Annotated in this window: 25 protein-coding genes; 18 read left to right on the forward strand and 7 right to left on the reverse strand. The window is 71.8% G+C overall.

Annotation, left to right across the window (positions count from 1 at the left end):
* Positions 1-3: 3 nt before the first annotated feature.
* Entirely contained in the window at positions 4-1,065 is a 1,062-nt protein-coding gene (gene pheS / locus AB0M54_RS22510; protein ID WP_364323674.1) for a phenylalanine--tRNA ligase subunit alpha, read from the reverse strand.
* Positions 1,066-1,392: 327 nt separating this feature from the next.
* On the opposite strand from pheS, the gene AB0M54_RS22515 reads away from it, so the two are divergent.
* Positions 1,393-1,800 (forward strand): MmcQ/YjbR family DNA-binding protein, encoded by a 408-nt coding sequence (locus AB0M54_RS22515; protein ID WP_364473468.1) that lies wholly within the window; start codon positions 1,393-1,395, stop codon positions 1,798-1,800.
* 39 nt (positions 1,801-1,839) lie between these two features.
* Here the strand turns inward: AB0M54_RS22515 and AB0M54_RS22520 are convergent, their stop codons facing one another.
* The 4 genes from AB0M54_RS22520 to AB0M54_RS22535 form a co-directional block, all read right to left on the reverse strand.
* A complete protein-coding gene (locus AB0M54_RS22520; protein WP_364473470.1) occupies positions 1,840-3,249 on the reverse strand; it encodes a M20/M25/M40 family metallo-hydrolase in 1,410 nt (469 codons plus the stop codon).
* A gap of 72 nt (positions 3,250-3,321) precedes the next feature.
* Positions 3,322-3,918 (reverse strand): ElyC/SanA/YdcF family protein, encoded by a 597-nt coding sequence (locus AB0M54_RS22525; RefSeq protein ID WP_364473549.1) that lies wholly within the window; start codon positions 3,916-3,918, stop codon positions 3,322-3,324.
* 146 nt (positions 3,919-4,064) lie between these two features.
* On the reverse strand, positions 4,065-5,030 hold the full coding sequence (locus tag AB0M54_RS22530) for a hypothetical protein (protein WP_364323680.1): 966 nt from the start codon (positions 5,028-5,030) through the stop codon (positions 4,065-4,067).
* A 13-nt stretch (positions 5,031-5,043) separates the two neighbouring features.
* A complete protein-coding gene (locus AB0M54_RS22535) occupies positions 5,044-7,269 on the reverse strand; it encodes a glycoside hydrolase family 3 N-terminal domain-containing protein (RefSeq protein ID WP_364323682.1) in 2,226 nt (741 codons plus the stop codon).
* 246 nt (positions 7,270-7,515) lie between these two features.
* On the opposite strand from AB0M54_RS22535, the gene AB0M54_RS22540 reads away from it, so the two are divergent.
* The gene (locus tag AB0M54_RS22540) at positions 7,516-8,346 is read left to right on the forward strand and encodes a helix-turn-helix transcriptional regulator (protein ID WP_364473472.1); all 831 of its coding nucleotides are present in this window, start codon (positions 7,516-7,518) and stop codon (positions 8,344-8,346) included.
* Here AB0M54_RS22540 and AB0M54_RS22545 read toward each other — a convergent pair.
* Positions 8,328-9,044 carry a VOC family protein gene (locus tag AB0M54_RS22545; protein ID WP_364323688.1) on the reverse strand — a complete coding sequence of 239 codons (717 nt, stop codon included), beginning with the start codon at positions 9,042-9,044 and terminating at the stop codon, positions 8,328-8,330. The genes AB0M54_RS22540 and AB0M54_RS22545 overlap by 19 nt on opposite strands.
* Before the next feature lie 49 nt (positions 9,045-9,093).
* Between AB0M54_RS22545 and manD the strand changes: the two genes are divergently transcribed.
* The 13 genes from manD to AB0M54_RS22610 all read left to right on the forward strand — a co-directional run bounded on the left by manD (position 9,094) and on the right by AB0M54_RS22610 (position 20,641).
* On the forward strand, positions 9,094-10,302 hold the full coding sequence (manD, locus tag AB0M54_RS22550) for a D-mannonate dehydratase ManD (protein ID WP_364473474.1): 1,209 nt from the start codon (positions 9,094-9,096) through the stop codon (positions 10,300-10,302).
* A 69-nt stretch (positions 10,303-10,371) separates the two neighbouring features.
* Entirely contained in the window at positions 10,372-11,370 is a 999-nt protein-coding gene (gene argC, locus AB0M54_RS22555) for an N-acetyl-gamma-glutamyl-phosphate reductase (RefSeq protein ID WP_364323692.1), read from the forward strand.
* Positions 11,367-12,539 carry a bifunctional glutamate N-acetyltransferase/amino-acid acetyltransferase ArgJ gene (gene argJ, locus AB0M54_RS22560; RefSeq protein WP_364473476.1) on the forward strand — a complete coding sequence of 391 codons (1,173 nt, stop codon included), beginning with the start codon at positions 11,367-11,369 and terminating at the stop codon, positions 12,537-12,539. Before argC ends, argJ begins: the two co-directional genes overlap by 4 nt.
* 2 nt (positions 12,540-12,541) lie before the next feature.
* Complete coding sequence (gene argB / locus AB0M54_RS22565; RefSeq protein ID WP_364323823.1) at positions 12,542-13,408, forward strand: acetylglutamate kinase; 867 nt, start codon at positions 12,542-12,544, stop codon at positions 13,406-13,408.
* Positions 13,405-14,550, forward strand: a complete 1,146-nt coding sequence (locus tag AB0M54_RS22570) for an acetylornithine transaminase (RefSeq protein WP_364473478.1) — start codon at positions 13,405-13,407, stop codon at positions 14,548-14,550. The genes argB and AB0M54_RS22570 overlap by 4 nt, the downstream gene beginning before the upstream one ends.
* The gene (argF, locus tag AB0M54_RS22575) at positions 14,547-15,479 is read left to right on the forward strand and encodes an ornithine carbamoyltransferase (RefSeq protein WP_364323695.1); all 933 of its coding nucleotides are present in this window, start codon (positions 14,547-14,549) and stop codon (positions 15,477-15,479) included. The genes AB0M54_RS22570 and argF overlap by 4 nt, the downstream gene beginning before the upstream one ends.
* Positions 15,476-15,976: an arginine repressor gene (locus AB0M54_RS22580; RefSeq protein ID WP_364473480.1), complete on the forward strand. Its 501-nt coding sequence runs from the start codon at positions 15,476-15,478 to the stop codon at positions 15,974-15,976. Before argF ends, AB0M54_RS22580 begins: the two co-directional genes overlap by 4 nt.
* Positions 15,973-17,172: an argininosuccinate synthase gene (locus AB0M54_RS22585; protein WP_364323697.1), complete on the forward strand. Its 1,200-nt coding sequence runs from the start codon at positions 15,973-15,975 to the stop codon at positions 17,170-17,172. The genes AB0M54_RS22580 and AB0M54_RS22585 overlap by 4 nt, the downstream gene beginning before the upstream one ends.
* Positions 17,169-18,590: an argininosuccinate lyase gene (argH, locus tag AB0M54_RS22590; protein WP_364323698.1), complete on the forward strand. Its 1,422-nt coding sequence runs from the start codon at positions 17,169-17,171 to the stop codon at positions 18,588-18,590. Before AB0M54_RS22585 ends, argH begins: the two co-directional genes overlap by 4 nt.
* 205 nt (positions 18,591-18,795) lie before the next feature.
* Positions 18,796-18,987 (forward strand): hypothetical protein, encoded by a 192-nt coding sequence (locus AB0M54_RS22595; protein ID WP_364323699.1) that lies wholly within the window; start codon positions 18,796-18,798, stop codon positions 18,985-18,987.
* Entirely contained in the window at positions 18,984-19,910 is a 927-nt protein-coding gene (locus AB0M54_RS22600; RefSeq protein WP_364473482.1) for a hypothetical protein, read from the forward strand. Before AB0M54_RS22595 ends, AB0M54_RS22600 begins: the two co-directional genes overlap by 4 nt.
* 15 nt (positions 19,911-19,925) lie before the next feature.
* Positions 19,926-20,450, forward strand: coding sequence for a sigma-70 family RNA polymerase sigma factor (locus AB0M54_RS22605; RefSeq protein ID WP_364473484.1), 525 nt, complete (start codon positions 19,926-19,928; stop codon positions 20,448-20,450).
* The gene (locus AB0M54_RS22610; protein ID WP_364323704.1) at positions 20,447-20,641 is read left to right on the forward strand and encodes a hypothetical protein; all 195 of its coding nucleotides are present in this window, start codon (positions 20,447-20,449) and stop codon (positions 20,639-20,641) included. The genes AB0M54_RS22605 and AB0M54_RS22610 overlap by 4 nt, the downstream gene beginning before the upstream one ends.
* A 90-nt stretch (positions 20,642-20,731) precedes the next feature.
* Here AB0M54_RS22610 and AB0M54_RS22615 read toward each other — a convergent pair whose 3' ends face one another.
* Entirely contained in the window at positions 20,732-20,956 is a 225-nt protein-coding gene (locus AB0M54_RS22615) for a hypothetical protein (RefSeq protein WP_364323706.1), read from the reverse strand.
* Positions 20,957-21,026: 70 nt separating this feature from the next.
* Here AB0M54_RS22615 and AB0M54_RS22620 point away from each other — a divergent pair, with 70 nt between their 5' ends.
* The 3 genes from AB0M54_RS22620 (at position 21,027) to AB0M54_RS22630 (ending at position 24,275) form a co-directional block, all read left to right on the forward strand.
* Positions 21,027-21,659 (forward strand): TetR/AcrR family transcriptional regulator C-terminal domain-containing protein, encoded by a 633-nt coding sequence (locus tag AB0M54_RS22620; protein ID WP_364473486.1) that lies wholly within the window; start codon positions 21,027-21,029, stop codon positions 21,657-21,659.
* A gap of 244 nt (positions 21,660-21,903) precedes the next feature.
* The gene (locus tag AB0M54_RS22625) at positions 21,904-22,713 is read left to right on the forward strand and encodes a tetratricopeptide repeat protein (protein ID WP_364473488.1); all 810 of its coding nucleotides are present in this window, start codon (positions 21,904-21,906) and stop codon (positions 22,711-22,713) included.
* A 263-nt stretch (positions 22,714-22,976) separates the two neighbouring features.
* Complete coding sequence (locus AB0M54_RS22630) at positions 22,977-24,275, forward strand: hypothetical protein (protein ID WP_364473490.1); 1,299 nt, start codon at positions 22,977-22,979, stop codon at positions 24,273-24,275.
* Positions 24,276-24,277: the final 2 nt, after the last annotated feature.

Here is a 24,277-nt window from a genome sequence, read left to right on the forward strand (position 1 = left end):
GCGTCAGACCTCCATTCCGAACGTACGGGTGAAACGAACGTCGCCCTCGACCATGTCGCGCATGTCGCTGACCCCGTTGCGGAACATCAGCGTCCGCTCGACGCCCATGCCGAAGGCGAACCCGGAGTACCGCGACGGGTCGATCCCGCAAGCCGTCAGCACGCGCGGGTTGACCATGCCGCAGCCACCCCACTCGACCCAGCGCGGCCCGTCCCGGTGCTGCTCGAACCACACGTCGAACTCGGCCGACGGCTCGGTGAACGGGAAGTAGTGCGGCCGCCAGCGGGTCTTCGCGTCCGGACCGAACATGGCCCGGGCGAAATGGTCGAGCGTCCCGCGCAGGTGGGCCATGGTGATGCCCTCGTCGACGACCAGGCCCTCGATCTGGTGGAAGACCGGGCTGTGGGTGGCGTCCAGCTCGTCCGACCGGTACGCCCGCCCCGGGCTGACCACGTAGATCGGCGGCGTCCGGGTGAGCATGGTGCGCACCTGGCCGGGCGAGGTGTGCGTGCGCATGACCAGGCCCGGCAGGTCGACGTAGAAGGTGTCCATCGACCCGCGCACCGCGTTGTCCGGCCCGATGTTGAGGGCGTCGAAGTTCACCCACTCGAGTTCGAGCTCGGGCCCGTCGACGATCTCGTAGCCCATGCCGATGAACAGGTCGGCCATGTGCTCGATGAGCGTGGTCAGCGGGTGCCGGGCGCCGCGCGGACGCCGGTCCCAGGGCAGGGTGACGTCGACGCGCTCCTCGACCAGCACGCGCGCGGCCCGTTCCAGCTCCAGCTCGGCCAGGCGCGCGTCGAACGCGCCCTGGACCGCCTGCCGGGCGAGATTGACGCGCTTGCCGGCGTCGGACTTGGCGGCCGGCGGCAGCGACCCGATCTCGCGGCGCGCGAGCGACACCGGCGAGCGGTCGCCGAGGTGGGCGGGCTTCAGCCCACCGAGCGCGTCGAGGTCTTTCGCGGCCGCGAAGTCCGCGGTGGCGGCGGTGACGGCGGCGTCGAGCGCCGACGGGTCGAGCAGGGCGGCCTGCTTCGGATCGTACGGATCGTTGCGGTAGGACATGATGCGGCGAACTCCCTCACACCGGATGAGCCATCGGGCAGTTTACGGACGGCTGTGCCGTAGCCCACCGGTCGGGGAGGAATCGCGGAGTAATCGCGCGAGGAAGGACCCGTCAACCAGCGGGCCGCGTAAACCATCTCCCTGTCGCCACGCCGAAATCATAGACCCCCCCTTCGCCGGGGACGCTGGGTTTTGGCCTCGCCGTTCAACCCTCAAGATCAAGAGCTTGATGTTCCCGCGTCCGTCGGGGTACAGACCGTATGCTCCCGCGGGCTCGAGGTCCGTGCAGCCCTACCCGGTCTGACCGGCTCGTGCTTTCATGCTGTGGTGGCGCACCCGATCATGTTCGACGACGACGACCCGATCCTGGCCCGCGTCCGTGACCTGGCGCTGGCCTTCCCCGACGCGGCCGAGAAGATCTCGCACGGCCACCCCGCCTTCTACACGACCAAGGCCTTCGCCTACTACGGCGGCTCGGTCAAGCGGGACGGTGAGTGGATCCGCCACGAGCGCGCGCTGATGGTGCTGACCGGCCCGGACGAACGCGAGGCCATGCTGTCGGCGTCGGAACGCTGCTTCGTGCCCGCCTACCTGGGTCCGTCCGGCTGGCTGGGCGTCGACCTGGCCGACGACACCGACTGGGACGAGATGGCCGAACTCCTCGACGCGAGTTACCGCCGCACCGCCGGCGTCCGCCGGGTGGCCCGGCTGGACGCTCGCGACGCGCGTTCCTAGCCGCCCGGCCGCGGGGCCTCAGTTGCTCGGCCCGCCGGCTCAGCTGCCCGGGCGCGGGGCGGCGACCGGGCTGCGGTGGCCGGTGCGGTCGATGGCGCGTACGCCGAACTGGACGTTGTCCTTGGAGATGTCGATCGTGGCCGACGAGACGGCGCCGACCAGGGTGCCGTGGGTCCAGTCGGGTTCGGTGGTCTCGCGCCAGACGACCTCGTAGCCGGCCAGATCGGTGTCGGTGCCGGCCCGCCAGCGCAGCGTGGTGGCGTTGGTCAGCTGGGTGGTGTCGATGATGACGTCGCGCGGGGTGGACGGGGCCTGGGCCAGCGACCAGAGGACCGCGGCGTTCACCCGGGCCACCCGGGCGATGTAGAAGAAGTCGCAGAACCGGGGCAGGTCGCCGTACTGCACGCCGTCTTCCACCCGGACGTCCTGGTGTTGCAGGCGGAAGTTCTCGCGCGGCTCGGTGAAACGGGCCGCGGGGTAGCCACGCCGCAGGAACGAGACGTGGTCACTGCCGCGCAGGTAGCGGTCGCGGCGCCAGACGACCCGGATCTTCATGCCGGTCTCGGCGTTCTCGGCCACGTCGCGGACGAACCGGCCGAGCTGGCGGGACGCGCCGTCGTTCTCACCGCCGACCGACTGCCGGGTGGTCGCCTCGGCCGGCGTCTCGGCGGTGGGCACGCCCTCGACGAAGAGCCGGACCGTGCGGTGTTCGGGCGGGGTGCCGTCATGGGCGTCGCCGGTGCCGACGATGTCGTTGCTGAACATGCCCTGGATGTCGGCGCCCGCGTCCTTGTAGGCCTGGGCCAGGTGGTCGGAGCCGTACAGGCCCTGCTCCTCGGCGGCCACCGCGGCGAAGACGATGGTCGCCTCGGTGTCGCGGGTGGCGAAGACCCGGGCCAGCTCCATCACGGCGGCCACACCGGACGCGTCGTCGTCGGCGCCGGGGGCGTCGGCCGTCGCGTTCATCACGTCGGTGACCCGGGAGTCGTAGTGGCCGGTCACCACGTAGACCCGGTCGGGGTCGGCGGCGCCGCGGAGCGTGGCGACGATGTTGGTGATGCGCGTCGGCGCGGGCACCCGGGGACTGACCGGCTGGATGAACGACTGGAGCTCGACCGTCATCCGGCCGGCCGACGCGGCGGCGTACCGCTGCATCTGCTCGAAGATCCAGTCGCGGGCGGCGCCGATGCCGCGGACCGGGTCGTCCTGCGCGGACAGGGTGTGCCGGGTGCCGAAATCGGCGAGGCGGCGGACGGTTCGCTCGATGCGGCGCGGGTCGATCTCGCGCAGCACCTCCTTGAGTTCCCGGTCGGGGGCCTGCGGCCGGATGCGGGTGCGCGGCGAGGCGGTGGCCTCGGGGCTGCCCAGGGCCTGGCCGGGGTGGCCGAGGAACGGAGCCGCGACGGCTGCCGCGGCGGACGCGGAAAGGAAGGCTCGCCGGTCTGCCATACCGGACACTTTGGTCTACATCGCCGTACGTGTCTACGGTCATCTATGTCAAATGCTGCACACGGGCTGCGATCAACGCAGCGCATCATCCACTGACGTCTCGTAGCGTCCGAGAAATACCGGATCGCGGCCGGAAGCGACATCCAGCATCGCCTTCACGACCGCCATCCGCTCCCGGCCCGAGCTGGACAGCCACGGCTGCCGGTAGATCCGCGCGGAGTCGTCGCCGACCCCGTCCGCGTCCACGCCGAGCTTGCGGCAGAGGGCGACCGCCCGCGCGATGTGATAGCTCTGCGTGACGACAATGGCCTTCCGTACGCCGAAGATCTGCCGGGCCCGGGCACACGAGTCGTAGGTGTCGAAGCCGGCGTGGTCGAGCGCCACCTGCGTCCCCGGCACACCGTGCTGGACCAGCCATCGGAACATCGCGCCCGGCTCGTTGTACGCCCACCTGGCGTGGTCTCCCGAGACGAGGATCGCCTTGACCTTGCCGGCGGCGTACAGCTGCCGCGCGATCTCCAGCCGGGCCACCACGAACGGTGACGGTTCGTCGTCGGCGTAGATCTCCGCGCCGAGCACCAGCGCGACCGGGGCACTCGGCGCGGCCGCCGCGTCGGCGTACACATGACCTGCGGAAACGCCTTTGACCCAGAACGCGCCGGCGGCCATCGTGAGCACCGCGGCGGCCACCGCGAGCGAACCGGCGACGACTACGCGGCGGAACCACTTGATGAGCACAGGCCGACTTTGGCAGGCCCGGTCAAGCCTCGAGGTAGATGTCATCTACGTAGATGACATCTACCTCAGTCCGCCGGTCAGGAGGCTCTGATGACGCGCTCGATGATCTGCCAGGTGTCGTCGTCGTCCTGGCCGCCGTGGTGGACGCCGCGGAAGCGGGCCACGCCGATGGCCAGGTCGGCCAGGTCCCACCACTCGCGGTAGAGGGCCAGCACCTCGGGCCGCGGGTCGGTGCCGGTGGCCCGGGCGTACGCGTCGGTCATCTGGTCGCCGAGCAGCCACAGGTCGCGTTCGGGCGGCGCGATCAGGGCGGTGTCCCAGTCGATCAGGCGCCAGCCGCCGGCGGTGCGCATGCTGTTGGCCGGGTGGGGCTCGCCGTGGGTCAGCACGTCGCGGGAGCGGTCGACCCCGGCGGTGCGCTCGTCGTAGCGGGCGTAGCGGGCCGCCACCTGGTCGGCGTGCTCGGCCAGCAGCGCCGCCGTGCGGCCGGCGTACGGGCCGTCGCCGGTGGGCGGGCCGGTCAGCGCGGCCGCCACCGCGTCGCGGCGGGGCACGCTGAGGTCGTCCACGCCGGCTTTCTCGCGCACGACCGGTGGTGCGGCATGAACACCCACGACCATGTCGAGTACGCCGTGCCGATGGTCGTCACCGGTCCACTCGTCCCACCGGAAGCTGGTGCCCTCGACGTGGGGATAGACGGCCGCCGCCCAGCGGGGACCGAGCCGCACGACCGGCCGGCCACCCGCGGTCGGCACCGGTGCCACCACGAAACCCGCGCCGGTCTGGCGCAGCGCCCGGGCCGCGGCCAGGGCGCGACCCAGCCGGGCGTACGCGTCGTCGTGGGTCTCGGCCGCCGCGAAGCGACCGATCTCCAGATCGTCGACGGTCACGAACCACCGGCCGCCGGACGGGTCGCGAGCGATCCAGTGGTGGCTGCCGAAGCCGACCGGCGCGTGGTCGAGCCGGGCCACCGCCACGCCCCACTCGCGGGTCAGGGCGGCGGCCAGCTCGCCGGTGTCGAAGTCGTCGGGCAGGCTCTGCACCCGCCCGATTCTGTCAGGCCGTGACCGAGAAGCGGGCGACGATCAGGTCACGAGAGTTGGGTCCGACCTGGAGCTGGAACGCGCCCGGCTCGACCACCCGGCGGCCGTCCGCGGTGACCAGCGTGCAGTCGGCCACCGGCAGTTCGAGATCGACGGTGGTCGAGGACCGCGGCGGCACGGTCACCTGCCGGTAGGTCTTCAGCTCCTTCTCGGCCCAGGTCACGCTGGTGACGAGGTCGCTGACGTACACCTGAACGGTTTCCACCGCGGGGCGGTCGCCGGTGTTGGTGAGGGTGATCCGGGCCCGGACCGTGCCGTCCCGGGGCGGCTCTTCGTCGAGAAGGACCAGGTCGGCGTACTCCACCGTGGTGTAGCTCAGGCCTTCACCGAAGACGAACTGCGGCTCCTGGCTGAGGTCGGCGTAGCGGCGGCCGTGCTGGCCGCGGATCTGGTTGTAGTAGACCGGCTGCTGGCCGACGTGCCGCGGCATGGTGATCGGCAGCCGGCCGGTCGGCTCGATCGCGCCCAGCACCAGCTCGGCGATCGCCCGGCCGCCGCGCATGCCCGGGTTGAAGGCCTGGATGACGGCCGCCGCGCCGACCGCGGCCGGGGGCAGGACCAGCGGCTTCGAGTTGATCAGGACGACCACCATCGGCGTTCCGGTGGCGGCCACCGCCTCCAGCAGCGCCACCTGGCCGCCCTGGAGCTCCAGGGTGGCGGTCGACTTGCTCTCGCCGGTCAGCGCGACCGTGTCGCCGACGACTACGACCGCCACGTCGGCGTCGCGGGCGGCGGCCACCGCCTCGGCCAGTTCGGCCTGGTCGACCGGGACGCCCTGGGCGACCGGCGGGCGCGGCTGGCCGTCCGGGAAGTGCGTGCCCCCGGGGTCGGGGACCAGCTGGACGACGCCGGCGCCGCGGGCGTGGACGACATCGGTGAACAGGGCGCGGAAGCCGTCCAGCACCGTCTCGGTGAGTTCCCGGGGGTGGCCGTCGGGCAGCCAGTCGACCTGGCCGGAGTCGCCGGCCCAGTCGCCGAGCTGGGCCGACACGTCGTCGGCGTTGGGGCCGAGGACGGCAATCTTGCTGGTTCCGGCGAGCGGCAGCACGCCGTCGTTGCGCAGCAGCACCAGCGAGCGGCGGGCGGTCTCCAGGTTGAGCGCGCTGTGCTCGGGTGCGCCGATCACCGCCGCCTGCCGGGCCGCGTCCGGGCCGCGCGGGTTCTCGAAGAGCCCGAGGCGGAACTTCAGGCGCAGGATCCGGCGTACGGCCTCGTCGATCTCGGACTCCTCGAGCGTCCCGCGCTCGATCGCCTGCTGTGCGCCCTCGAAGAAGCCGGGGGTGGTCATGATCAGGTCGTTGCCGGCCCGGACGGCGGCCGCCGCGGCCTCGGCGATGTCGGCGCAGACCTGCTGCTCCCAGACCATCCGGCCGACGTTGTCCCAGTCGGTGACCAGCGTGCCGGTGAAGCCCCACTCCTGCTTGAGCACGTCGTTGAGCAGCCACCGGTTGGTGGTGATGGGCACGCCGTCCATCGACTGGTAGCCGAGCATGAACGTGGCCACGCCCTCGCGGGCCACCCGCTCGAACGGCGGCAGGAACCAGGCGCGCAGCTTGCGCGGGGTCAGGTCGGCCTCGCTGGCGTCCCGGCCGCCCTGCGTCTCGGAGTAGCCGGCGAAGTGCTTGGCCGTGGCCAGGATCGCGGTCGGGTCGGTCAGCCCGCCGCCCTGGTAGCCGCGGACCATCGCCGCGCCCAGCTCGCCGATCAGGTACGGATCTTCGCCGAAGGTTTCGTCCACCCGGCCCCAGCGCAGGTCGCGGGCGATGCACAGGACGGGGGAGAAGGTCCAGTGCACGCCGGTCGCGGACACCTCGACCGCCGTGGTGCGGGCCACCCGCTCGACCAGGCCGGCGTCCCAGGAGGCGGCCATCGCGAGCTGGGTCGGGAAGATCGTCGCGCCGGGCCAGAACGAGTGACCGTGGATGCAGTCCTCGGCGGTGAGCAGGGGGATGCCCAGCCGGGTGCCGGCCGCGAGGTCGATCGCCTCCAGCAGCTTCTGCGGCGAGGTGTGCAGGATCGACCCGGCCAGCTTGTCCGTGACGATCTCCTTGAGGTCGCCGCGGGAGTCCAGCTGGAGCATCTGCCCGACCTTCTCGGGCAGGGTCATCCGGCCCAGCAGATCCTGCACGCGCTCGTCGACGGGGAGCGCGGGATCACGGTACGGATCGTCAGCGGGCACTTGGGGGGACCTCCGGGGGATCGATGAGCGATAACACTTTTTGGGGACCAGATACCGCAGTCTGACAGTCCGGAACCGGTTCCGTCACCCCGCGGCGGTTCCGGAACCTACACGTGTCAGTGGCTAGGACTGGCGATACCAGGAACATCAGGGGGCTTAGGGGAACACTTGGGGGCATGACCGCCTGCGCCGAGCGGCACTCAGCCGCAGGCGAGGGCCAGAAGGGCATGCCAAAGGAGGCTCAGCATGACCACCTCGGACTTCGGGCGGGCGATCCGCACCTGGCGGGACCGGATCGGGCCGGGCGCGGCCGGTCTCCCCGCGTACGGTCACCGGCGCGCCGCCGGCCTCCGCCGCGAGGAGTTGGCGCTGCTGGCGGGCATCTCGGTCGACTACGTGACCCGGCTGGAGCAGGGCCGGGCCACCCAGCCCTCGGTGCAGGTGGTCGAGGCGCTGGCCCGGGGACTGCGGCTGACCGGCAACGAGCGCGAGCACCTGTTCCGGCTGGCCGGCCTGGTGCCGCCGGGCAGCGGCCTGATCCCCGGCCACCTCACCCCGAGCATCCAGCGGCTGCTCGACCGGCTGGCCGGCACCCCGGTCGCGGTGTGCGACCTGCTCTGGACCATGGTCACCTGGAACCCGCCGTGGGCGGCGCTGATGGGCGAGCCGGGGCCGGCCCACAACACCATCCGGCGGCACTTCCTCGACCACGACCCGGGCCGGGTCGTCCGGACCCCGGAACAGACCGCCTCGTTCGAGTCGGAGATGGTCGGCGACCTCCGGACCGCGCTGAGCCGCTACCCGGACGATCCCCGGGGGCCGCGGATGGTCGCCGAGCTGCGGGCGGGCAGCGCCCGGTTCGCCGACCTGTGGGACTCCGGGGTGCTGGGCGTGCATGTCGCGTTCCGGAAGATCATCGACCACCCCGCGGTCGGGCTGATCGAGCTCGACTGTGACGTGCTGAGCGCGGCCGGCACCGATCTCCGGCTGATCGCGTACACCGCGGAACCTGGTTCTGAAGCAGCCGAGAAGCTGGCGCTGGTCACCGTGCTCGGGACTCAGACCCTGACCTCGTAGCCGAGCACCGTCCCGGCCACCTCGCGCACCCGGCGGTCGAGCTCGGAGGCGAACTCGGCCAGCTCGGCGCCGGTCGCGTCCAGCTCGCGGGCCCGGTCCAGCGCCTCGGCGGCGGTCCGCTCGTCGCCCAGCACCAGGGCCAGCTCGGCCCGGTAGGCCAGCGCCTCGACCATCAGCGCCGGATCCTCCTCGGGCGGCACCTGGCCCAGCGCCCCGTCCAGCACGGCCGCCGCCCGCCCGTGGTCCTCCTGGACGTCGGCCAGCACCACGGCGTGCTCCAGGGCCCGGGCCAGCACGGTCCGCGGGCCCGGGGCACGTTCGGCGCCGTGGGCGATCACCCGGATCCAGTTGCCGGCCGGGTCGACGATGCTGAAACCGCCGAGCGCCGCCGCGCGTACCCGTGGCCTGGTCATCCTCGGCACCCCCGAGACCAGCACCTTCCCGTACGCGGACCGCATGCCGTCCGCGAAGGCCCGGTGCAGCGCGCCGATGTCGTCCACCAGCACCAGGCAGGAGCCGTACGAGGTCTCCGGCTCGAACTCGGGCACCACGAAGAAGTGCAGGTTCAGGTCGGCCCGGCGGAGGGCGACGTAGCCCGGCTGCCGATAGGTCGCCCGGAACCCCAGCACCGCGTAGAAGGCGGTGATCTCGTCGACGTCCCGGCAGGGCAGCAGCGGGACCGTCACCTCGTTGGCCACGTGCTCTTTCTACTACGGTTCGGGCGGAACCCTCCCGGAAAGGCCGCTCATGATCATCGAATCCGCCGAAGTCGTGGTTACCAGCCCGGACCGCAATTTCGTCACGCTCCGCGTCACCACCGACGACGGGCTCGTCGGGCTGGGCGACGCCACCCTCAACGGGCGGGAGCAGAGCGTGGTGGCGTACCTCGCCGAGCACGTGGCGCCGCTGCTCGTCGGCCGGGACGCGCACCGGATCGAGGACACCTGGCAGTTCCTCTACCGCGGGGCGTACTGGCGGCGCGGGCCGGTCACGATGGCCGCCATCTCGGCCGTCGACGTGGCCCTGTGGGACCTCAAGGCGCAGGCCGCGGGGATGCCGCTCTACCAGTTGCTGGGCGGGGCGTCCCGGAGCGGGCTGCTCGCGTACGGGCACGCCAGCGGGCCGGACCTGCCGTCGCTCTTCGACTCGATCCGGCGGCTGCTCGCGGAGGGCTATCGCGCCATCCGGGTGCAGACCAGCGTGCCGGGGCTGGACCGGATCTACGGCATCGGTGGTCCGGTCGCCTACGAGCCGGCCGGCCGGGTGGCGGCGCCCGTCGAGGAGGACTGGGACAGTCGTTCCTACCTGCGGCACCTGCCGGGCGTCTTCGAGGCGGTCCGGGCCGAGTTCGGTCCCGAACTGCCGCTGCTGCACGACGTGCATCACCGGCTCACCCCGATCGAGGCGGCCCGGCTGGGCCGGGCGCTCGAACCGTACGACCTGTTCTGGCTGGAGGACTGCACCCCGGCCGAGGATCAGGAGGCGTTGCGGCTGGTCCGGCAGCACACCACCACGCCGCTGGCGATCGGCGAGGTGTTCAACTCGGTCTACGACTACCGGCAGCTGATCGCCGACCGGCTGATCGACTACGTCCGCTCGGCGGTGACCCACACCGGCGGCATCACCCACCTCAAACGGATCCTGGAGTACGCCGGGCAGTACGGCATCAAGTCGGGCATCCACGGGCCGACCGACATCTCGCCGGTGGGCATGGCGGCGGCGCTGCATCTGGGTCTCGCCGTGCACAACTTCGGGATCCAGGAGTACATGAAGCACGGCGCGCGTACGGATCTCGTCTTCGAGCAGTCGTTCAGCTTCACCGACGGGCTCATGCACCCCGGGTCTTCCCCCGGGCTGGGCGTCCGGCTCTCGCTCGACGAGGCCGGCAAGTACCCCTACCAGACCGCCTATCTGCCCATCAACCGGCTGAAGGACGGCACCCTGCACGACTGGTGACGTACGGCACGGTTGTCTCCGCGTCGTGTTACTTGATACGGTCTTCTGCATAGTCATACGGAGGGCTGCATGGGTTATTCAGTCGCGGTCGCGGGAGCGAGCGGATATGCGGGCGGTGAGCTGCTGCGCCTGATCTCGGGTCACCCCGAGTTCGAGCTGGTGGCGGCCACCGCCCACAGCCAGGCGGGTGCGCCGGTGGCCGCGGTGCACCCCCAGCTGACCGGTCTCGACCTGGTGCTGAAAGCCACCGAGCCGAGCTCGTTCGACGGTGCTGACCTGGTCTTTCTCGCCTTACCCCACGGGCAGTCGGCCGCCCTGGCGGGCCGGCTGCCGGCCGGGGTCAAGGTAGTCGATCTGGGCGCCGACTTCCGTCTCGAAGACGCCTCCCTGTGGACGAAGTACTACGGCGGCGACCACGCCGGCACCTGGACCTACGGGCTGCCCGAACTGCCCGGCCAACGGGCCGCGATCGCCGCGTCCGACCGGGTGGCCAACACGGGTTGTTATGCAGCGACGATCACGCTCGCGCTGGCGCCGCTGATCGCCGCCGGGGCGGCCGATCCGGCCGACGTGGTGGTCGTCGCCTCCTCCGGCACCAGTGGCGCCGGGCGCTCGGCCAAGGTGAACCTGCTGGCCAGCGAGGTGATGGGCGACCTTTCGCCCTACAAGGTCGGCGCCCACCAGCACGTGCCCGAGATCAAGCAGGCCACCGGCGCGACCTCGTTGTCGATGACCCCGGTGCTCGCGCCGATGCCGCGCGGCATCCTGGCCACGGTCACCGCCAAGGCATTGGGCCCCGACCCGCGTGCGGTGCTGGCCGCGGCCTACGCCGACGAGCCCTTCGTTCATGTGCTGCCCGAGGGCGTCTGGCCCCACACGGCCGCCACCGCCGGTTCCAACTCCTGTCACCTGCAGGCGACCGTCGACATCGATTCGGGGCGGATCATCGTCGTCAGCGCCCTCGACAACCTCGGTAAGGGCGCGGCCGGTCAGGCCGTGCAGAACGCCAACCTGATGGTCGGCCTGCCCGAGACCGCGGGCCTGTCCGTCCTGGGGGTCGCGCCATGAGCGTCACCGCGCCGAAAGGCTTCCGGGCCAGCGGGGTCGCCGCCGGGCTGAAGGACGGCGGTCGTTCCGACGTCGCGCTGGTCGTCAACGACGGCCCCGATTTCACCGTCGCCGGCGTCTTCACCGGCAACCGGGTGAAGGCCGCGCCGGTGCTCTGGAGCGAACAGGTGCTCAAGGGCGGCATCGTCCGGGCCGTCGTGCTCAACTCCGGCGGCGCCAACGCCTGCACCGGCAGCCAGGGCTTCCGCGACACCCACGCCACGGCCGAACACACCGCCGCGGCGCTGCGGGCCGCCGCCCGGCCGATGCTGATCGGCGCGGGCGACGTCGCGGTCTGCTCGACCGGGCTGATCGGCGAGCTGCTGCCGATGGACAAGCTGCTGCCCGGCGTCACCCACGCGGCCAAGAAGCTGACCGCCGACGGTGGGGATGCGGCCGCCGAGGCCATCATGACCACCGACACGGTGGCCAAGACCGCGGTCCGCGCCGGCGAGGGCTGGAGTGTCGGCGGCATGGCCAAGGGCGCCGGCATGCTGGCGCCCGCGCTGGCCACCATGCTCGTGGTGATCACCACCGACGCGGTGGCCGGCAACGACGCGCTCGACGAGGCGCTGCGCGAGGCGACCCGGCTGACCTTCGACCGGATCGACTCCGACGGCTGCATGTCCACCAACGACACCGTGCTGCTGCTCGCCAGCGGCGCCTCCGACGTGCAGCCCGAGCAGGCCGAGCTGACCGCGGCGGTCACCGCCGTCTGCCACGACCTGGCCCAGCAGCTGATCGCCGACGCCGAGGGCGCGACCAAACACGTCGCGATCGAGGTGCACGGCGCGGCCAGCGAGGCCGACGCGGTCGAGGTCGGCCGCACGGTGGCCCGCAACAACCTGGTGAAGACCGCGCTGTTCGGCAACGATCCCAACTGGGGCCGCATCCTGGCGGCGGTCGGCACCACCAAGGCGGCGTTCGAGCCCGACCGGATCGACGTCGCGGTCAACGGCGTGTGGGTGTGCAAGAGCGGGGCGGCCGCGGAAGACCGGTCCTCCGTCGACCTGACCGGCCGTGACGTGAACATCCGGATCAATCTTCACGAGGCCGAGATGTCCGCGACGATCTGGACCACCGACCTGTCACACGCCTATGTGCACGAGAACTCGGCGTACTCGTCGTGACCATGACCCCCCACCAGAAGGCGGCCGTGCTCATCGAGTCGCTGCCGTGGCTCGAGCGCTTCCACGGCGAGACGGTGGTCATCAAGTACGGCGGCAACGCGATGATCGACCCCGAGCTGCAGGCGGCGTTCGCGGCCGACATGGTGTTCCTGCGCTACGCGGGCATCCGGCCGGTCGTCGTGCACGGCGGCGGCCCGCAGATCAACGCCATGCTGGGCCGGCTCGGCATCGAGAGCGAGTTCAAGGGCGGGCTGCGGGTCACCACGCCCGAGGCGATGGACGTGGTCCGCATGGTGCTCACCGGTCAGGTCGGCCGCGAGCTGGTCGGCCTGATCAACCAGCACGGCCCGTTCGCGGTCGGGCTGTCCGGTGAGGACGCCCGGCTGTTCACGGCCGTCCGGCGCCACGCGGTGGTCGACGGCGAGCCGGTCGACATCGGCCAGGTCGGCGACGTCGCCTCGGTGGACACCTCCGCGGTCGACGACCTGATCGCGGCGGGCCGCATCCCGGTCGTCGCCACGGTCGCGCCCGACGCGGCCGGCGTCGTGCACAACGTCAACGCCGACACCGCCGCCTCGGCGCTGGCCGTCGCCCTCGGCGCCCGCAAGCTGGTCGTCCTGACCGACGTGCCCGGCCTCTACACCAACTGGCCCGACACCTCGTCGCTGACCACCGAGATCGGCGCCGACGACCTCGAGAAGCTGATGCCGTCGCTCGAGTCGGGCATGGTCCCCAAGATGGAAGCCTGCCTGCGCGCGGTCCGCGGCGGTGTGCCCGCCGCGCATGTGGTGGACGGCCGTGTCGCCCACTCGATCCTGTTGGAAGTCTTCACCTCGGAGGGATTCGGGACCATGGTGACGCCGTCATGAGCGGGCTGGTCGGCCGCTGGCAACAGGCCATGATGGACAACTACGGCACGCCACCGCTCGGCCTGGTCCGCGGCGCCGGCGCGGTGCTGACCGACGAGGACGGCCGCGACTACGTCGACCTGCTCGGCGGCATCGCGGTGAACGCGCTCGGCCACGCCCACCCGGCCGTGGTCCAGGCGGTCTCCCAGCAGATCGCCACCCTCGGGCACGTCTCCAACTTCTACGTCACCGAGCCGTCGGTCGCGCTGGCCGAGCTGCTGCTGGCCCTGGCCGGCCGGCCCGGGCGGGTGCTCTTCGGCAACTCCGGGGCCGAGGCCAACGAGGCCGCGTTCAAGCTGTCCCGGCTCACCGGGCGCACCCATGTCGTGGCCGCCGAGGGCGGCTTCCACGGCCGCACGATGGGCGCGCTGGCCCTGACCGGCCAGCCGGCGAAGGCCGACCCGTTCCGGCCGCTACCGGGCGAGGTCACCCACATCCCGTTCGGCGACGCCGAGGCGTTGCGGGCCGCGGTGACGACCGCGACCGCGATGGTGATCCTGGAGCCGATCCAGGGCGAGAACGGCGTGATCGTCCCGCCGCCCGGCTACCTCGCCGCCGCCCGCGAGATCTGCACCGCCACCGGCGCGCTGCTCGTGCTCGACGAGGTGCAGACCGGGATCGGCCGCACCGGGCACTGGTTCGCCCATCAGGCCGACGGCGTCGAACCCGACATCGTCACGCTGGCCAAGGGCCTCGGTGGTGGCCTGCCGATCGGCGCGTGCCTGGCCTTCGGGCGGGCCGCCGAGCTGTTCACGCCGGGGCTTCACGGCACCACGTTCGGCGGCAACCCGGTGTGCTGCGCGGCGGCGCTCGCAGTGATCCGGACCATCGCCGGCGACGGGCTGCTCGACCACGTCAAGCGGGTCGGCGAGCAGTTGCGGCGCGGCGCCGAGGCGCTCGGCCTCACGGTCCGCGGATCGGGCCTGCTGCTCGGCCTCGAGCTGCCCGGCGCCACGTCGGCGGCGGTCGCGGCGGCCCTGCGTGACAAGGGATTCCTGGTCAACCCGGTCCAGCCGGGCGTCATCCGGCTCGCCCCTCCGCTGATCCTCAGCGCCGAGCAGGCCGACGCGTTCCTCACCGCCCTGAAAGAGGTCCTTCCGTGACGAAGCACTTCCTCGCCGACGACGACCTGTCGCCGGAGGAACAGGGCGAGGTGCTCGACCTGGCCGCCGCGTTCAAGGCCGACCGCTACGGCTACAAGCCGCTGGCCGGGCCGCAGTCGGTCGCGGTCATCTTCGACAAGCCGAGCCTGCGCACCCGGCTGTCCTTCGAGGCCGGCATCGCCGAGCTGGGCGGCAACCCGATCATCGTGGACACCCAGAACACCCACTTCGGCCGGGGCGAGACGCTGGCCGACGCCGGACGGGTGCTGTCGCGGTATGTGTCCGCGATCGTGCTGCGCACCCACGGCGACGACCGGCTGGCCGAGCTGGCCTCCGACGTCCGCGTCCCGGTGGTGAACGCGCTGACCGATGGCTACCACCCCTGCCAGCTGCTGGCCGACCTGCAGACCGTGCGTGAGCGGCTGGGCGGCACCAAGGGCGTCAAGCTGGCCTACGTCGGCGACGCGGCCAACAACATGGCGCACTCCTACCTGCTGGCCGGGGCGACCGCCGGCATGCACGTCCGGGTCTCCGCGCCGGCCGGCTACGACCCGTCCAGCGCCGTGGTGTCCCGCGCGGCCGAGATCGCGGCGTGGACCAACGGCTCGGTCGAGGTGCTGCGCGACCCGTTCGAGGCGGTCGACGGCGTCGACGTGGTCGCCACCGACACCTGGACGTCGATGGGCCAGGAGGGCGACGGCCGCGACCGGCTCACGCCGTTCCGGCCCTACCAGGTGCGGGCCGAGCTGGTCGGCGCCGCGGCCCGCGACGCGATCGTGCTGCACTGCCTGCCCGCCCACCGCGGTGAGGAGATCACCGACGAGGTGATGGACGGGCCGCAGAGCGCCATCTTCGACCAGGCCGAAAACCGTCTGCACGCCCAGAAGGCCCTGCTCGCCTGGCTGGTCGAACACGGCGAGGAATCGTGACCGGTCCCGGGACGCGGGCCGGTCGGCACGCCCGGATCGTCGAGCTGGTCCGCGAGCGCGCGGTCCGCTCGCAGACCGAGCTGGGCGAGCTGCTCGCCGCCGACGGGGTGCAGGTCACCCAGGCCACGCTCTCCCGCGACCTGGAAGAACTGAACGCGGTCAAGGTCAGCGGCGCCTACGTCATCCCGGAAGACGGCCGCCGCCCGCTGCGCGACGCCGAGCAGGCCCCGGCCCGGCTCATCCGCCTGCTGCGCGAGCTGCTCACCGGCGTCGACGCCAGCGGCAACCTGGCCATCCTCCGAACCCCGCCCGGTGCGGCCCAGTTCCTCGCCAGCGCGCTGGACCGCTCCGGGCTCTCCGACGTCGTCGGCACCATCGCCGGCGACGACACGATCCTCGTCGTGGCCCGCGACGTCACCGGTGGCAAGGCCCTGGCCGACAAGCTCGCCGACTGGGCCGGCCACGCCAACGACATCGTCGAAAGGAGCACCCCGTGAGCGAGCGGGTCGTACTTGCCTACTCCGGAGGTCTCGACACCTCCGTCGCCATTCCCTATCTCGCCGAGCAGGTGGGCGGCGAGGTGATCGCCGTCGCGCTCGACGTCGGGCAGGGCGGCGAAGACATGGAGGCCATCCGGCAGCGTGCCCTGGACTGCGGCGCGGTGGAGAGCGTCGTGGTGGACGCCCGCGAGGAGTTCGCGGCCGACTTCTGCCTGCCCGCGCTGCGCGCCAACGCCCTCTACATGGACCGCTACCCGCTGGTCTCGGCGCTGAGCCGGCCGCTGATCGTGCGGCACCTCGTCGAGGCGGCCCAGCAGCACGGCGGCACGGTCGTGTCGCACGGCTGCACCGGCAAGGGCAACGACCAGGTCCGCTTCGAGGTCGGCATCGGCGCGCTGGCGCCCGACCTGCGGGTGATCGCGCCGGCCCGCGACTTCGCGTGGACCCGGGACAAGGCGATCGCGCTGGCCGAGGAGAAGGGCCTGCCGATCGACGTGTCGCACAAGTCGCCCTACTCGATCGATCAGAACCTGTGGGGACGCGCGGTGGAGACCGGCTTCCTGGAGGACATCTGGAACGCGCCGATCGAGGAGCTGTACTCGTACACGTCGAACCCGGCCGAGCCACGCGACGCCGACGAGATCACCATCACCTTCGACCGCGGCAACCCGGTGGCGATCGACGGTGAGACGGTGACCCCGCTCGAGGCGATCACCGTGCTGAACCGCCGGGCCGGCGCCCAGGGGGTCGGCCGGCTCGACATGGTCGAGGACCGCCTCGTCGGGATCAAGAGCCGCGAGGTGTACGAAGCGCCTGGCGCGATCGCCCTGATCACCGCCCACCAGGAGCTCGAGAACGTGACCGTCGAGCGGGACGTGGCCCGGTTCAAGCGCACCGTCGACCAGCGCTGGGGCGAGCTCGTCTACGACGGTCTCTGGTTCTCGCCGCTGCGCGACGCGCTGGAGGCGTTCATCGCCGAGACGCAGGAACACGTGTCCGGCGAGGTGCGGATGACCCTGCACGGCGGCCGGGCGGTGGTCACCGGCCGGCGCTCCGAGGCCAGCCTCTACGATTTCGGGATGGCGACCTACGACACCGGGGACACGTTCGACCAGTCCCTCGCAAAGGGATTCGTGCAGCTCTGGGGGTTGCCGTCACGGATGGCGTCGGCGCGGAACAAGCGGCTCGCATGACTGATCGCACTTCTCTGTGGGGCGGCCGGTTCGCCGGTGGCCCGGCCGAGGCCCTCGCCCGGCTCTCCGTCAGCGTGCAGTTCGACTGGCGGCTGGCGCCCTACGACCTCGCCGGTTCCCGGGCCCACGCCCGGGTGCTGGCCGCCGCCGGGCTCCTCGATCCCGACGAGCTGGGCAAGATGCTCGCCGCCCTCGACGACCTCGAGGCGGCCTGCGCGTCCGGCGAGTTCCGGCCCACCGTCGACGACGAAGACGTGCACACCGCGCTGGAACGCGGCCTGCTCGAGCGGCTCGGGTCGCTCGGCGGCAAGCTGCGCGCCGGCCGGTCCCGTAACGACCAGGTCGCCACCGACCTCCGGCTCTACCTGCGCGACCACGCCCGCGGGGTGGCCGCCGCGGTGATCGAGCTGGCCGACGCGCTGACCGAGCAGGCGGCGCTGAACGTGGACACGCCGGCGGCCGGCATGACCCACCTCCAGCACGCCCAACCGGTCAGCTTCGGCCACTGGCTGCTGGCCCACGTCCATCCGCTGCTCCGCGACCTCGACCGGCTCGCCGACTGGGACCGGCGCGCGGCGATCTCCCCGCTCGGCAGCGGCGCGCTGGCCGGTTCGTCGCTGCCGCTCGACCCGGCGGCGGTGGCCAAGGAACTGGGCTTCACCGCCCCCGCGGCCAACTCGATGGACGCGGTGGCCGACCGCGACTTCGTGGCCGAGTTCCTCTTCGTCACGTCGCTGATCGGCGTGCACCTGTCCCGCCTCGGCGAAGAGGTGGTGCTCTGGACCTCGACCGAGTTCGGCTGGGTGGAACTGGACGACGCCTTCGCCACCGGGTCGTCGATCATGCCGCAGAAGAAGAACGCGGACATCGCCGAGCTCGCGCGGGGCAAGAGCGGCCGGCTGATCGGCGGGCTGGTCGCGGTGCTGACCATGCTCAAGGGGCTGCCGCTCACCTACGACCGCGACATGCAGGAGGACAAGGAGCCGGCCTTCGACGCCGTCGACACCCTCCAGCTGCTGCTGCCCGCGCTCGCCGGGATGATCTCGACGATGACCGTCCGGGTCGACCGTCTCGCCGCGTCCGCGCCGGTCGGCTTCTCGCTGGCCACCGAGGTCGCCGACTGGCTGGTCCGCAAGAACGTCCCGTTCCGTGACGCCCACGAGATCACCGGCCGGTTGGTGGCCCTGTGCGCGGCCCGGGAGTGTGAGCTGGAAGAGGTCACCGACGACGACCTGAAGACGGTCAGCGAACACCTCGACCCGTCGGTGCGCGAGGTCCTGTCGGTGCGTTCCGCGCTCGCGGCCCGCACGACGCCCGGCTCGACCGGCCCCGGCCCGGTGGCCGAGCAGCTGGCGATGGTGCAACACCGGCTGGACACCTGCCGGCAGTGGGCGATCGAGACGGTCGTCCCGCGGTGAGCAACGACGCCTCGGTCATCGCCCGGATGGCCGAGCAGGCCCGCGCCGAGGTGTCGGCCTAACCGCCGGGCGTGACCGTGCTGTCCGAGCCGAAGTAGTAGCTCGGGTCGGCCGGCTGGCGAACGGTGGGGTGGCGCCCGGGGACCCAACACTTCCGCCGGTCATCCGTCGTACCTGAGGAGACCGGAAAACAGAGGTGAGAGGGATGACGGACATGTACCTGCTCGCGGTGGTCCGGATGAAGGAACTGCGGCGCGAGGCCGAGCTGGCCCGGCGAGGAACTCCGGTCGCCCCACGGGCGAGCCGCTCACGGATCATGCTGGCACAGTGGCTGATGGCCATGGCGGCGCGGCTCTCGCCGGAGGTCGCCCGCAACGCGATGGGAGGCGCGCGATGACGGACGACGAGCGTGGCGTGATCGACGCGCAGGGGATGCTCGATCTGAGCCATCTGACCAGCCCCGATCAGCTGGCGGCGATCACCCGGATCAGCCGGGTCGGCGTGGTGGTCGTGCCCGAGTCCCTGGCCGGCGCGTACGCGGCCATCCCGGCCGAGGACGTGGGGTCGACGGTCTTCCTCCCGGACGGCGTGAAGCCCCGCGTGCACGTCGGCCCGCTGGTCGTCGGCGGGGACGGCATCGGCTCGCCCGACGAGATCCTGATCGTGGTCGGCGTGCTGGTCGTCATCGGCGCGGTGACCGGCGACCTGCCGCAGCGGATCAGCGTGGTCGGCTCGGTGTTCGCGCCCCGCGGCAGCGAGGCGGCGCTCGGCCGGGTGCTGGGCGGGGGAGTGGGGACGGTCAGCTACTACCGCCACCAGGAGGGTATCCGGGTCAAGACGCTGTCCGGCCAGATCCAGCTGTCCGGGTCGTCGCTGGCCAACCTGACCGGCGAGCCCACCGACATCCTGGTCGCGGCCGGCCAGTTGATCATCACCGGGGAGATCGGCGACGTCGGGTACGACCAGATCCTGATCGCCGGGCAGCTGATCGCCCCCGCGGCGGGCCAGGCCCAGCTCGAGGCCCGGATGGACGCCCAGGGCCAGGTGGTCTGGTACCGCTCGGCCGACCCGCGGGTCTTCCTGGAGGACGTCGAGCTCGGCCCCGGCTACTTCCGCCTGCTCGACCATCAGATCAGCATCATCGCGTTCGGCGCGGTGACGATCTCGGCCGGTGTCACGGCCGAGCTGCTGCGCGAGAAGGTGGCCGACGTGGTCCTGTTCGACGACGTCGTCGCGCCGGCCGAGGTCGTGCCGGCCCTGCAGGTGCTGACCACGATCGCCATGGGTCAGATCCGGGTGGCCGACGGACCGCGGCGCTGAGGTCCGGGTCGTCACATGGACCGCAGCGTGGAGTTCCGCAAGATCTACGACGCCCACCGGACCGCCGTGCACGCCTACTTCGTGGGCCGCACCGGCGACCGGTGGCGGGCGGCGGATCTGATGCAGGAGACGTTCCTGCGCGCCTGGCGGCGACTTCCCGAGCTGACCGGCCTCTCCGACGACGGGCAGCGGGCCTGGATCTTCACGGTGGCCCGCAACCTGTCGATCGACGAGCACCGCCAGTCCCGGACCCGCGCCGCGACCGACGCCGCCCTGCGCGCCGAGCCCGCCGACGCGGCGGCGCCGGCCAGCACTTCGGTGATCGCCGCCGAACGGGTGACGGTCGTGGCCGATTCCATCCGGCGGTTGCCCGAGCAGCAGCGCGTCACCCTGACCCTGGCCGCGGCCGGGGGCCTGACCAGCGCCGAGATGGCCACGGCCCTGGGCGTGCCGGCCGGCACGGTCCGCTACCGCCTGTCCGAGGCCCGCCGCGCCCTGGCCGAGGCCCTCCGCACCTACGACGACGTGGAGCAACCATGAACCTCGACGACGCCCTGCAGGCCTGGGCCACCCAGGAGGTCGCCCTGCCCGCCCCGGCCGCCGACGACATCTACCGCGCGATCGTGGCCACCCCTACCGGCCTGGACGCGCGCTGGTGGACAACGTTCTCGGCCCAGCTCGCCGCCAACGTGATGACCGGCACCCGCCCCCGCCGCCCGGTCCTCACCTGACGGCCGCCGGTCACGGCACCACGACGAGCCGGCCGCCCCCTGGATCTCTCCGCGCGAAGATCGAGATCTCGTGCGGCACCGCCGCCTTTACTACCGCTCCTGACCGAAGAACGCGGCGACCCGGCGCTGCCACGCGGCCAGAAACCGGGGAGGGCGGGCGGGCGAGTGGTTCCGCCTGCGGTTCAACGGGCGCTGCGAGCGGCCTTGGTCCGTAGTGCCCTGATGTCCGGCCGCCCGCTCGACATGCGCCGGAACCCCGGGAACGCGATGTGAGGCCCCGTGCAGCAGACCGCGGAACGAGTGCTTGGTTGCCATCGCCGACTCCTTCTCTATCAGTGATAGAGGGACTCTAGCACTGATAGAGTGACCCGCGGAGGTGGCACATTTGGCGCTGGATCGACAGCGGATCGTCGCCGAGGCCGTGGCGTTGCTGGACGCCGAGGGCCTGGACGGCGTGACCACGCGCAAGCTCGCCGCGCGGCTGGGGGTGCGGTCGCCGACCCTCTACTGGCACCTGCCGAACAAGGCGGCCCTGGTCACCGCGATCGCCGACGCGATCCTCGACCAGGAGTTCGGCGACCTGTCACCGCCCGACCCGGCTCAACCCTGGCCGGAGTGGTTGAGCGGCCTGGCCGAGCGGCTGCGCCGGGCGCTGCTGGCCCACCCCGACGGCGCCCGGGTCATCTCCGCCGCTCAGCTTTCCACCACCATGGCGGCGATCTCCGAGCAGGCAATGAGCACCCTGGTGGCGCGCGGCGTCTCCTTGCGCCAGGCCCGCGTGTCGGTCCTGACGGTCGAGCGCTTCACCGTCGGCCACGTCCTCGAGGAGCAGGCCCCCCGCCCCGACGCCGAGGCGCTGAAAGACTTCGACATGGCCGCCTTCACCGAGCAGCACCCCACCGTGATGGCCGCGCTGACCGAATACTTCCAACCTGCCCGCACCGTCGACGACGTGTTCCGCGACTGCCTGGACGTGGTCATCGCGGGCGCCGCGGCCAAGGCCGGTGCCACCGCCTGACGGGACATCCGCTCCGCGGCAACGAACCGGATGATCGTCCCTGTACCTGGTCGATCGTGGTCAGTACGGTCGAGGGGTGGACGACGCCGGTCCGAGGAATGCCGCTGATGCGCCGGCCGGATCGAGGTCTCCGGTTCCGGATGACTCGGAGCGCTGGGTGGACCGCTGGGCCGAGGTGCATCGGCTGGCGGTGGCCGGGCGGGAGCCGGTGATCGCGAGAAAGGCCGGGAACCGGGTGTCCCGGATGTGGCTGCCGCTGTCCCGGTTCGCGGCGGTCGAGGCCATCGCGTCGGCGACGCTGTCCTTCGGCCCGGACGCTGACGCCCTCTATTGCCTGGGGTGGGCCCAGCATGCGACCGGCCGGCGCCGGCCCGCCTTGGCCAGCTACGAGCAGGCTCTGCATCGGTACCGCAAGGCCGGCGACCGGGTCGGCGAGGCAGACACGTTGAACAACATCGGCATCGTCCACGACGGGCTCGGCGACCAGCAGCAGGCCCTGACCCACTACCGGCAGGCGTTGACGGCCGGAGGCGAGCGCGGCGACCACAGCTTCGAAGCGGCCGTCCTGAACAACATCGGCATGGTGCACTTCAGCCTCGGTGACCACCAGCAGGCCCTTTCCTACTTCCAGCAGTCGTTGCCCATCACCCGGGAACTCGGCGACCGCCTCGGCGAAGGCGCCGTCCTGAACAATGTCGGCCTGGTGCACGCCGGGCTCGGCGATGAGCAGCAGGCCCTGACCTACTTCCTGGAGGCCTTACGCATCAAGCGGGAGGGCGGCGACCGCGCCGGCGAAGCCACCGCCCTGGACAACATCGGCAGTGTCCACGCCGAGCTCGGCAACCAGCAGCAGGCCTTGACCTACTTCCTGCAGGCGTTGCCGATCCGGCTGGAGGTCGGTGACCGCGTCGGCGAAGCAACCACCCGGCGCAATCTGGCGACGACCTATGCGGCACTGGGGCTCTATTGGGCGACGTTACGCCAGCACGAAGTCGTCGCCGACCTCGACCGGCAGATCAGCGACCATGCTCGGCCGTCGGGCGCTGCCCCCTAGGTCAGGGGTCGTGGGTGGATCGGCTCCCGGTTGTCATGCCCGGTGAGCCGGTGGTGCTCGCCACTCAGACCGCCAACGTGGGCTCTGTGCGGCTCGCGGCGAAGCTGGGGTTTGGCGAGGTGGAGCGGTTTTGTGTCGGGGATGCCGAGCAGTGGCTCGGGATGTGGGCCCCGGGTAGTGAGAGCGTCAACAGACGCGGACGGTGACGGACGGGGTCGCGGATCGATAAGATCGTCGGACATCGATCGGAGGTCACCTTGATCATGTCTCGGAAGCTTGCCGCGGCCGCCATTGCTCTGGCCGGACCGTTTGTCGCCGCGCCGGCGGCGGAGGCCGCGCCGCCCGCCTGTTTCGACCGCACCGCCTCGACCACCTTCGAGGAGTCGCGGATCGACACGCCCGCGCTGCCCGGCGGTCAGCAGGTGCCGTCGGCGCTGGTGGAGGCGGGCGGGTTCACCTCCTATGTGGATGGTCTGCGGGCGGAGCTGTGCCGGGCCCGGTCGGTCGCCGCCGCCGAGCGGGTGCTCAACCAACGCGGCCGGGTCCTGTGGCACGACGCGGTGGAGCGGGCTCAGGGCCGGCTGTGGATGGGCACGATCGAGAGGTACGACGACCGTCCGCTCTACTGGGCCCGCCTGGTGGGTACGCGGGACCTGCGCCAGTGGCGGCCGTCGTTCGCCGTTTCCGATGGTGATCGCGCCGCTCTGTTGCGTACCTTCGAATATGCCTCGCGCGGAATCACCTCGAACGCCTTCCCGAACCGCGAAGCGGTGACGAAAGTCCTGGTCAGCGGCTTCGACCCGTACCAGCTGAACAATGAGATCCGGCGCTCCAACCCGTCCGGCGCGTCGGCGCTGCAACTGGACGGTGTGACGTTCAAGGCGGGGCGGAAGACGATCCAGATCCAGGCTGTGGCGCTGCCGGTGACCTGGTCCGGCTTCAACGCGGGGATCGTCGAGGACGCGTTCGGCCCGCATCTGGCCGGGGACAGCGGCGGGCAGCGGGCCGACCTGATCATGACGATCAGTCAGGGCAACCGCGGCACCATGAACATCGAGCAGTGGGCGGCGGCCTGGCGCGGCGGCAACCCGGACAACAACAACGAGGGCACGCCCGAGCCGATCCCGCCGGCCGCCGGCTGGCCGCAGCCCGACCCGCAGCCCGAGTTCATCGAGACGACGCTGCCCTACCAGGCGATGATCGACGCGCGGACCACCCCGTGGCCGACCCGCCTCAACCAGCAGATCTGCGAGTGGGCCGCGGCTGACCGCCCGACCGGGCCGGTGACCTGCAAGACCACCGGACCGACCCCGGGCGGGCAGGCCCAGTCCGGCGGTGGCGGCAACTACCTCTCGAACGAGAGCATGTACCGCTCCAACCGGCTGCGCCTGGCCCTGGGCGCGACCGACATCCCGGGCGGCCACCTGCACATCTCGGCGCTGGTCTACCCGGCCGACCCGCTGGTGGTCATCGACCAGGCCTTCGCGGCCGACCGGGCCCAGACCATCGAGCAGACGATCGCCCTGGTCAAGGCGGCGGGCGCCAGCCGCGCCGGGGCATGACC

It is taken from the genome of Actinoplanes sp. NPDC051470, assembly GCF_040682035.1.
Classification (GTDB): Bacteria; Actinomycetota; Actinomycetes; order Mycobacteriales; family Micromonosporaceae; genus Actinoplanes.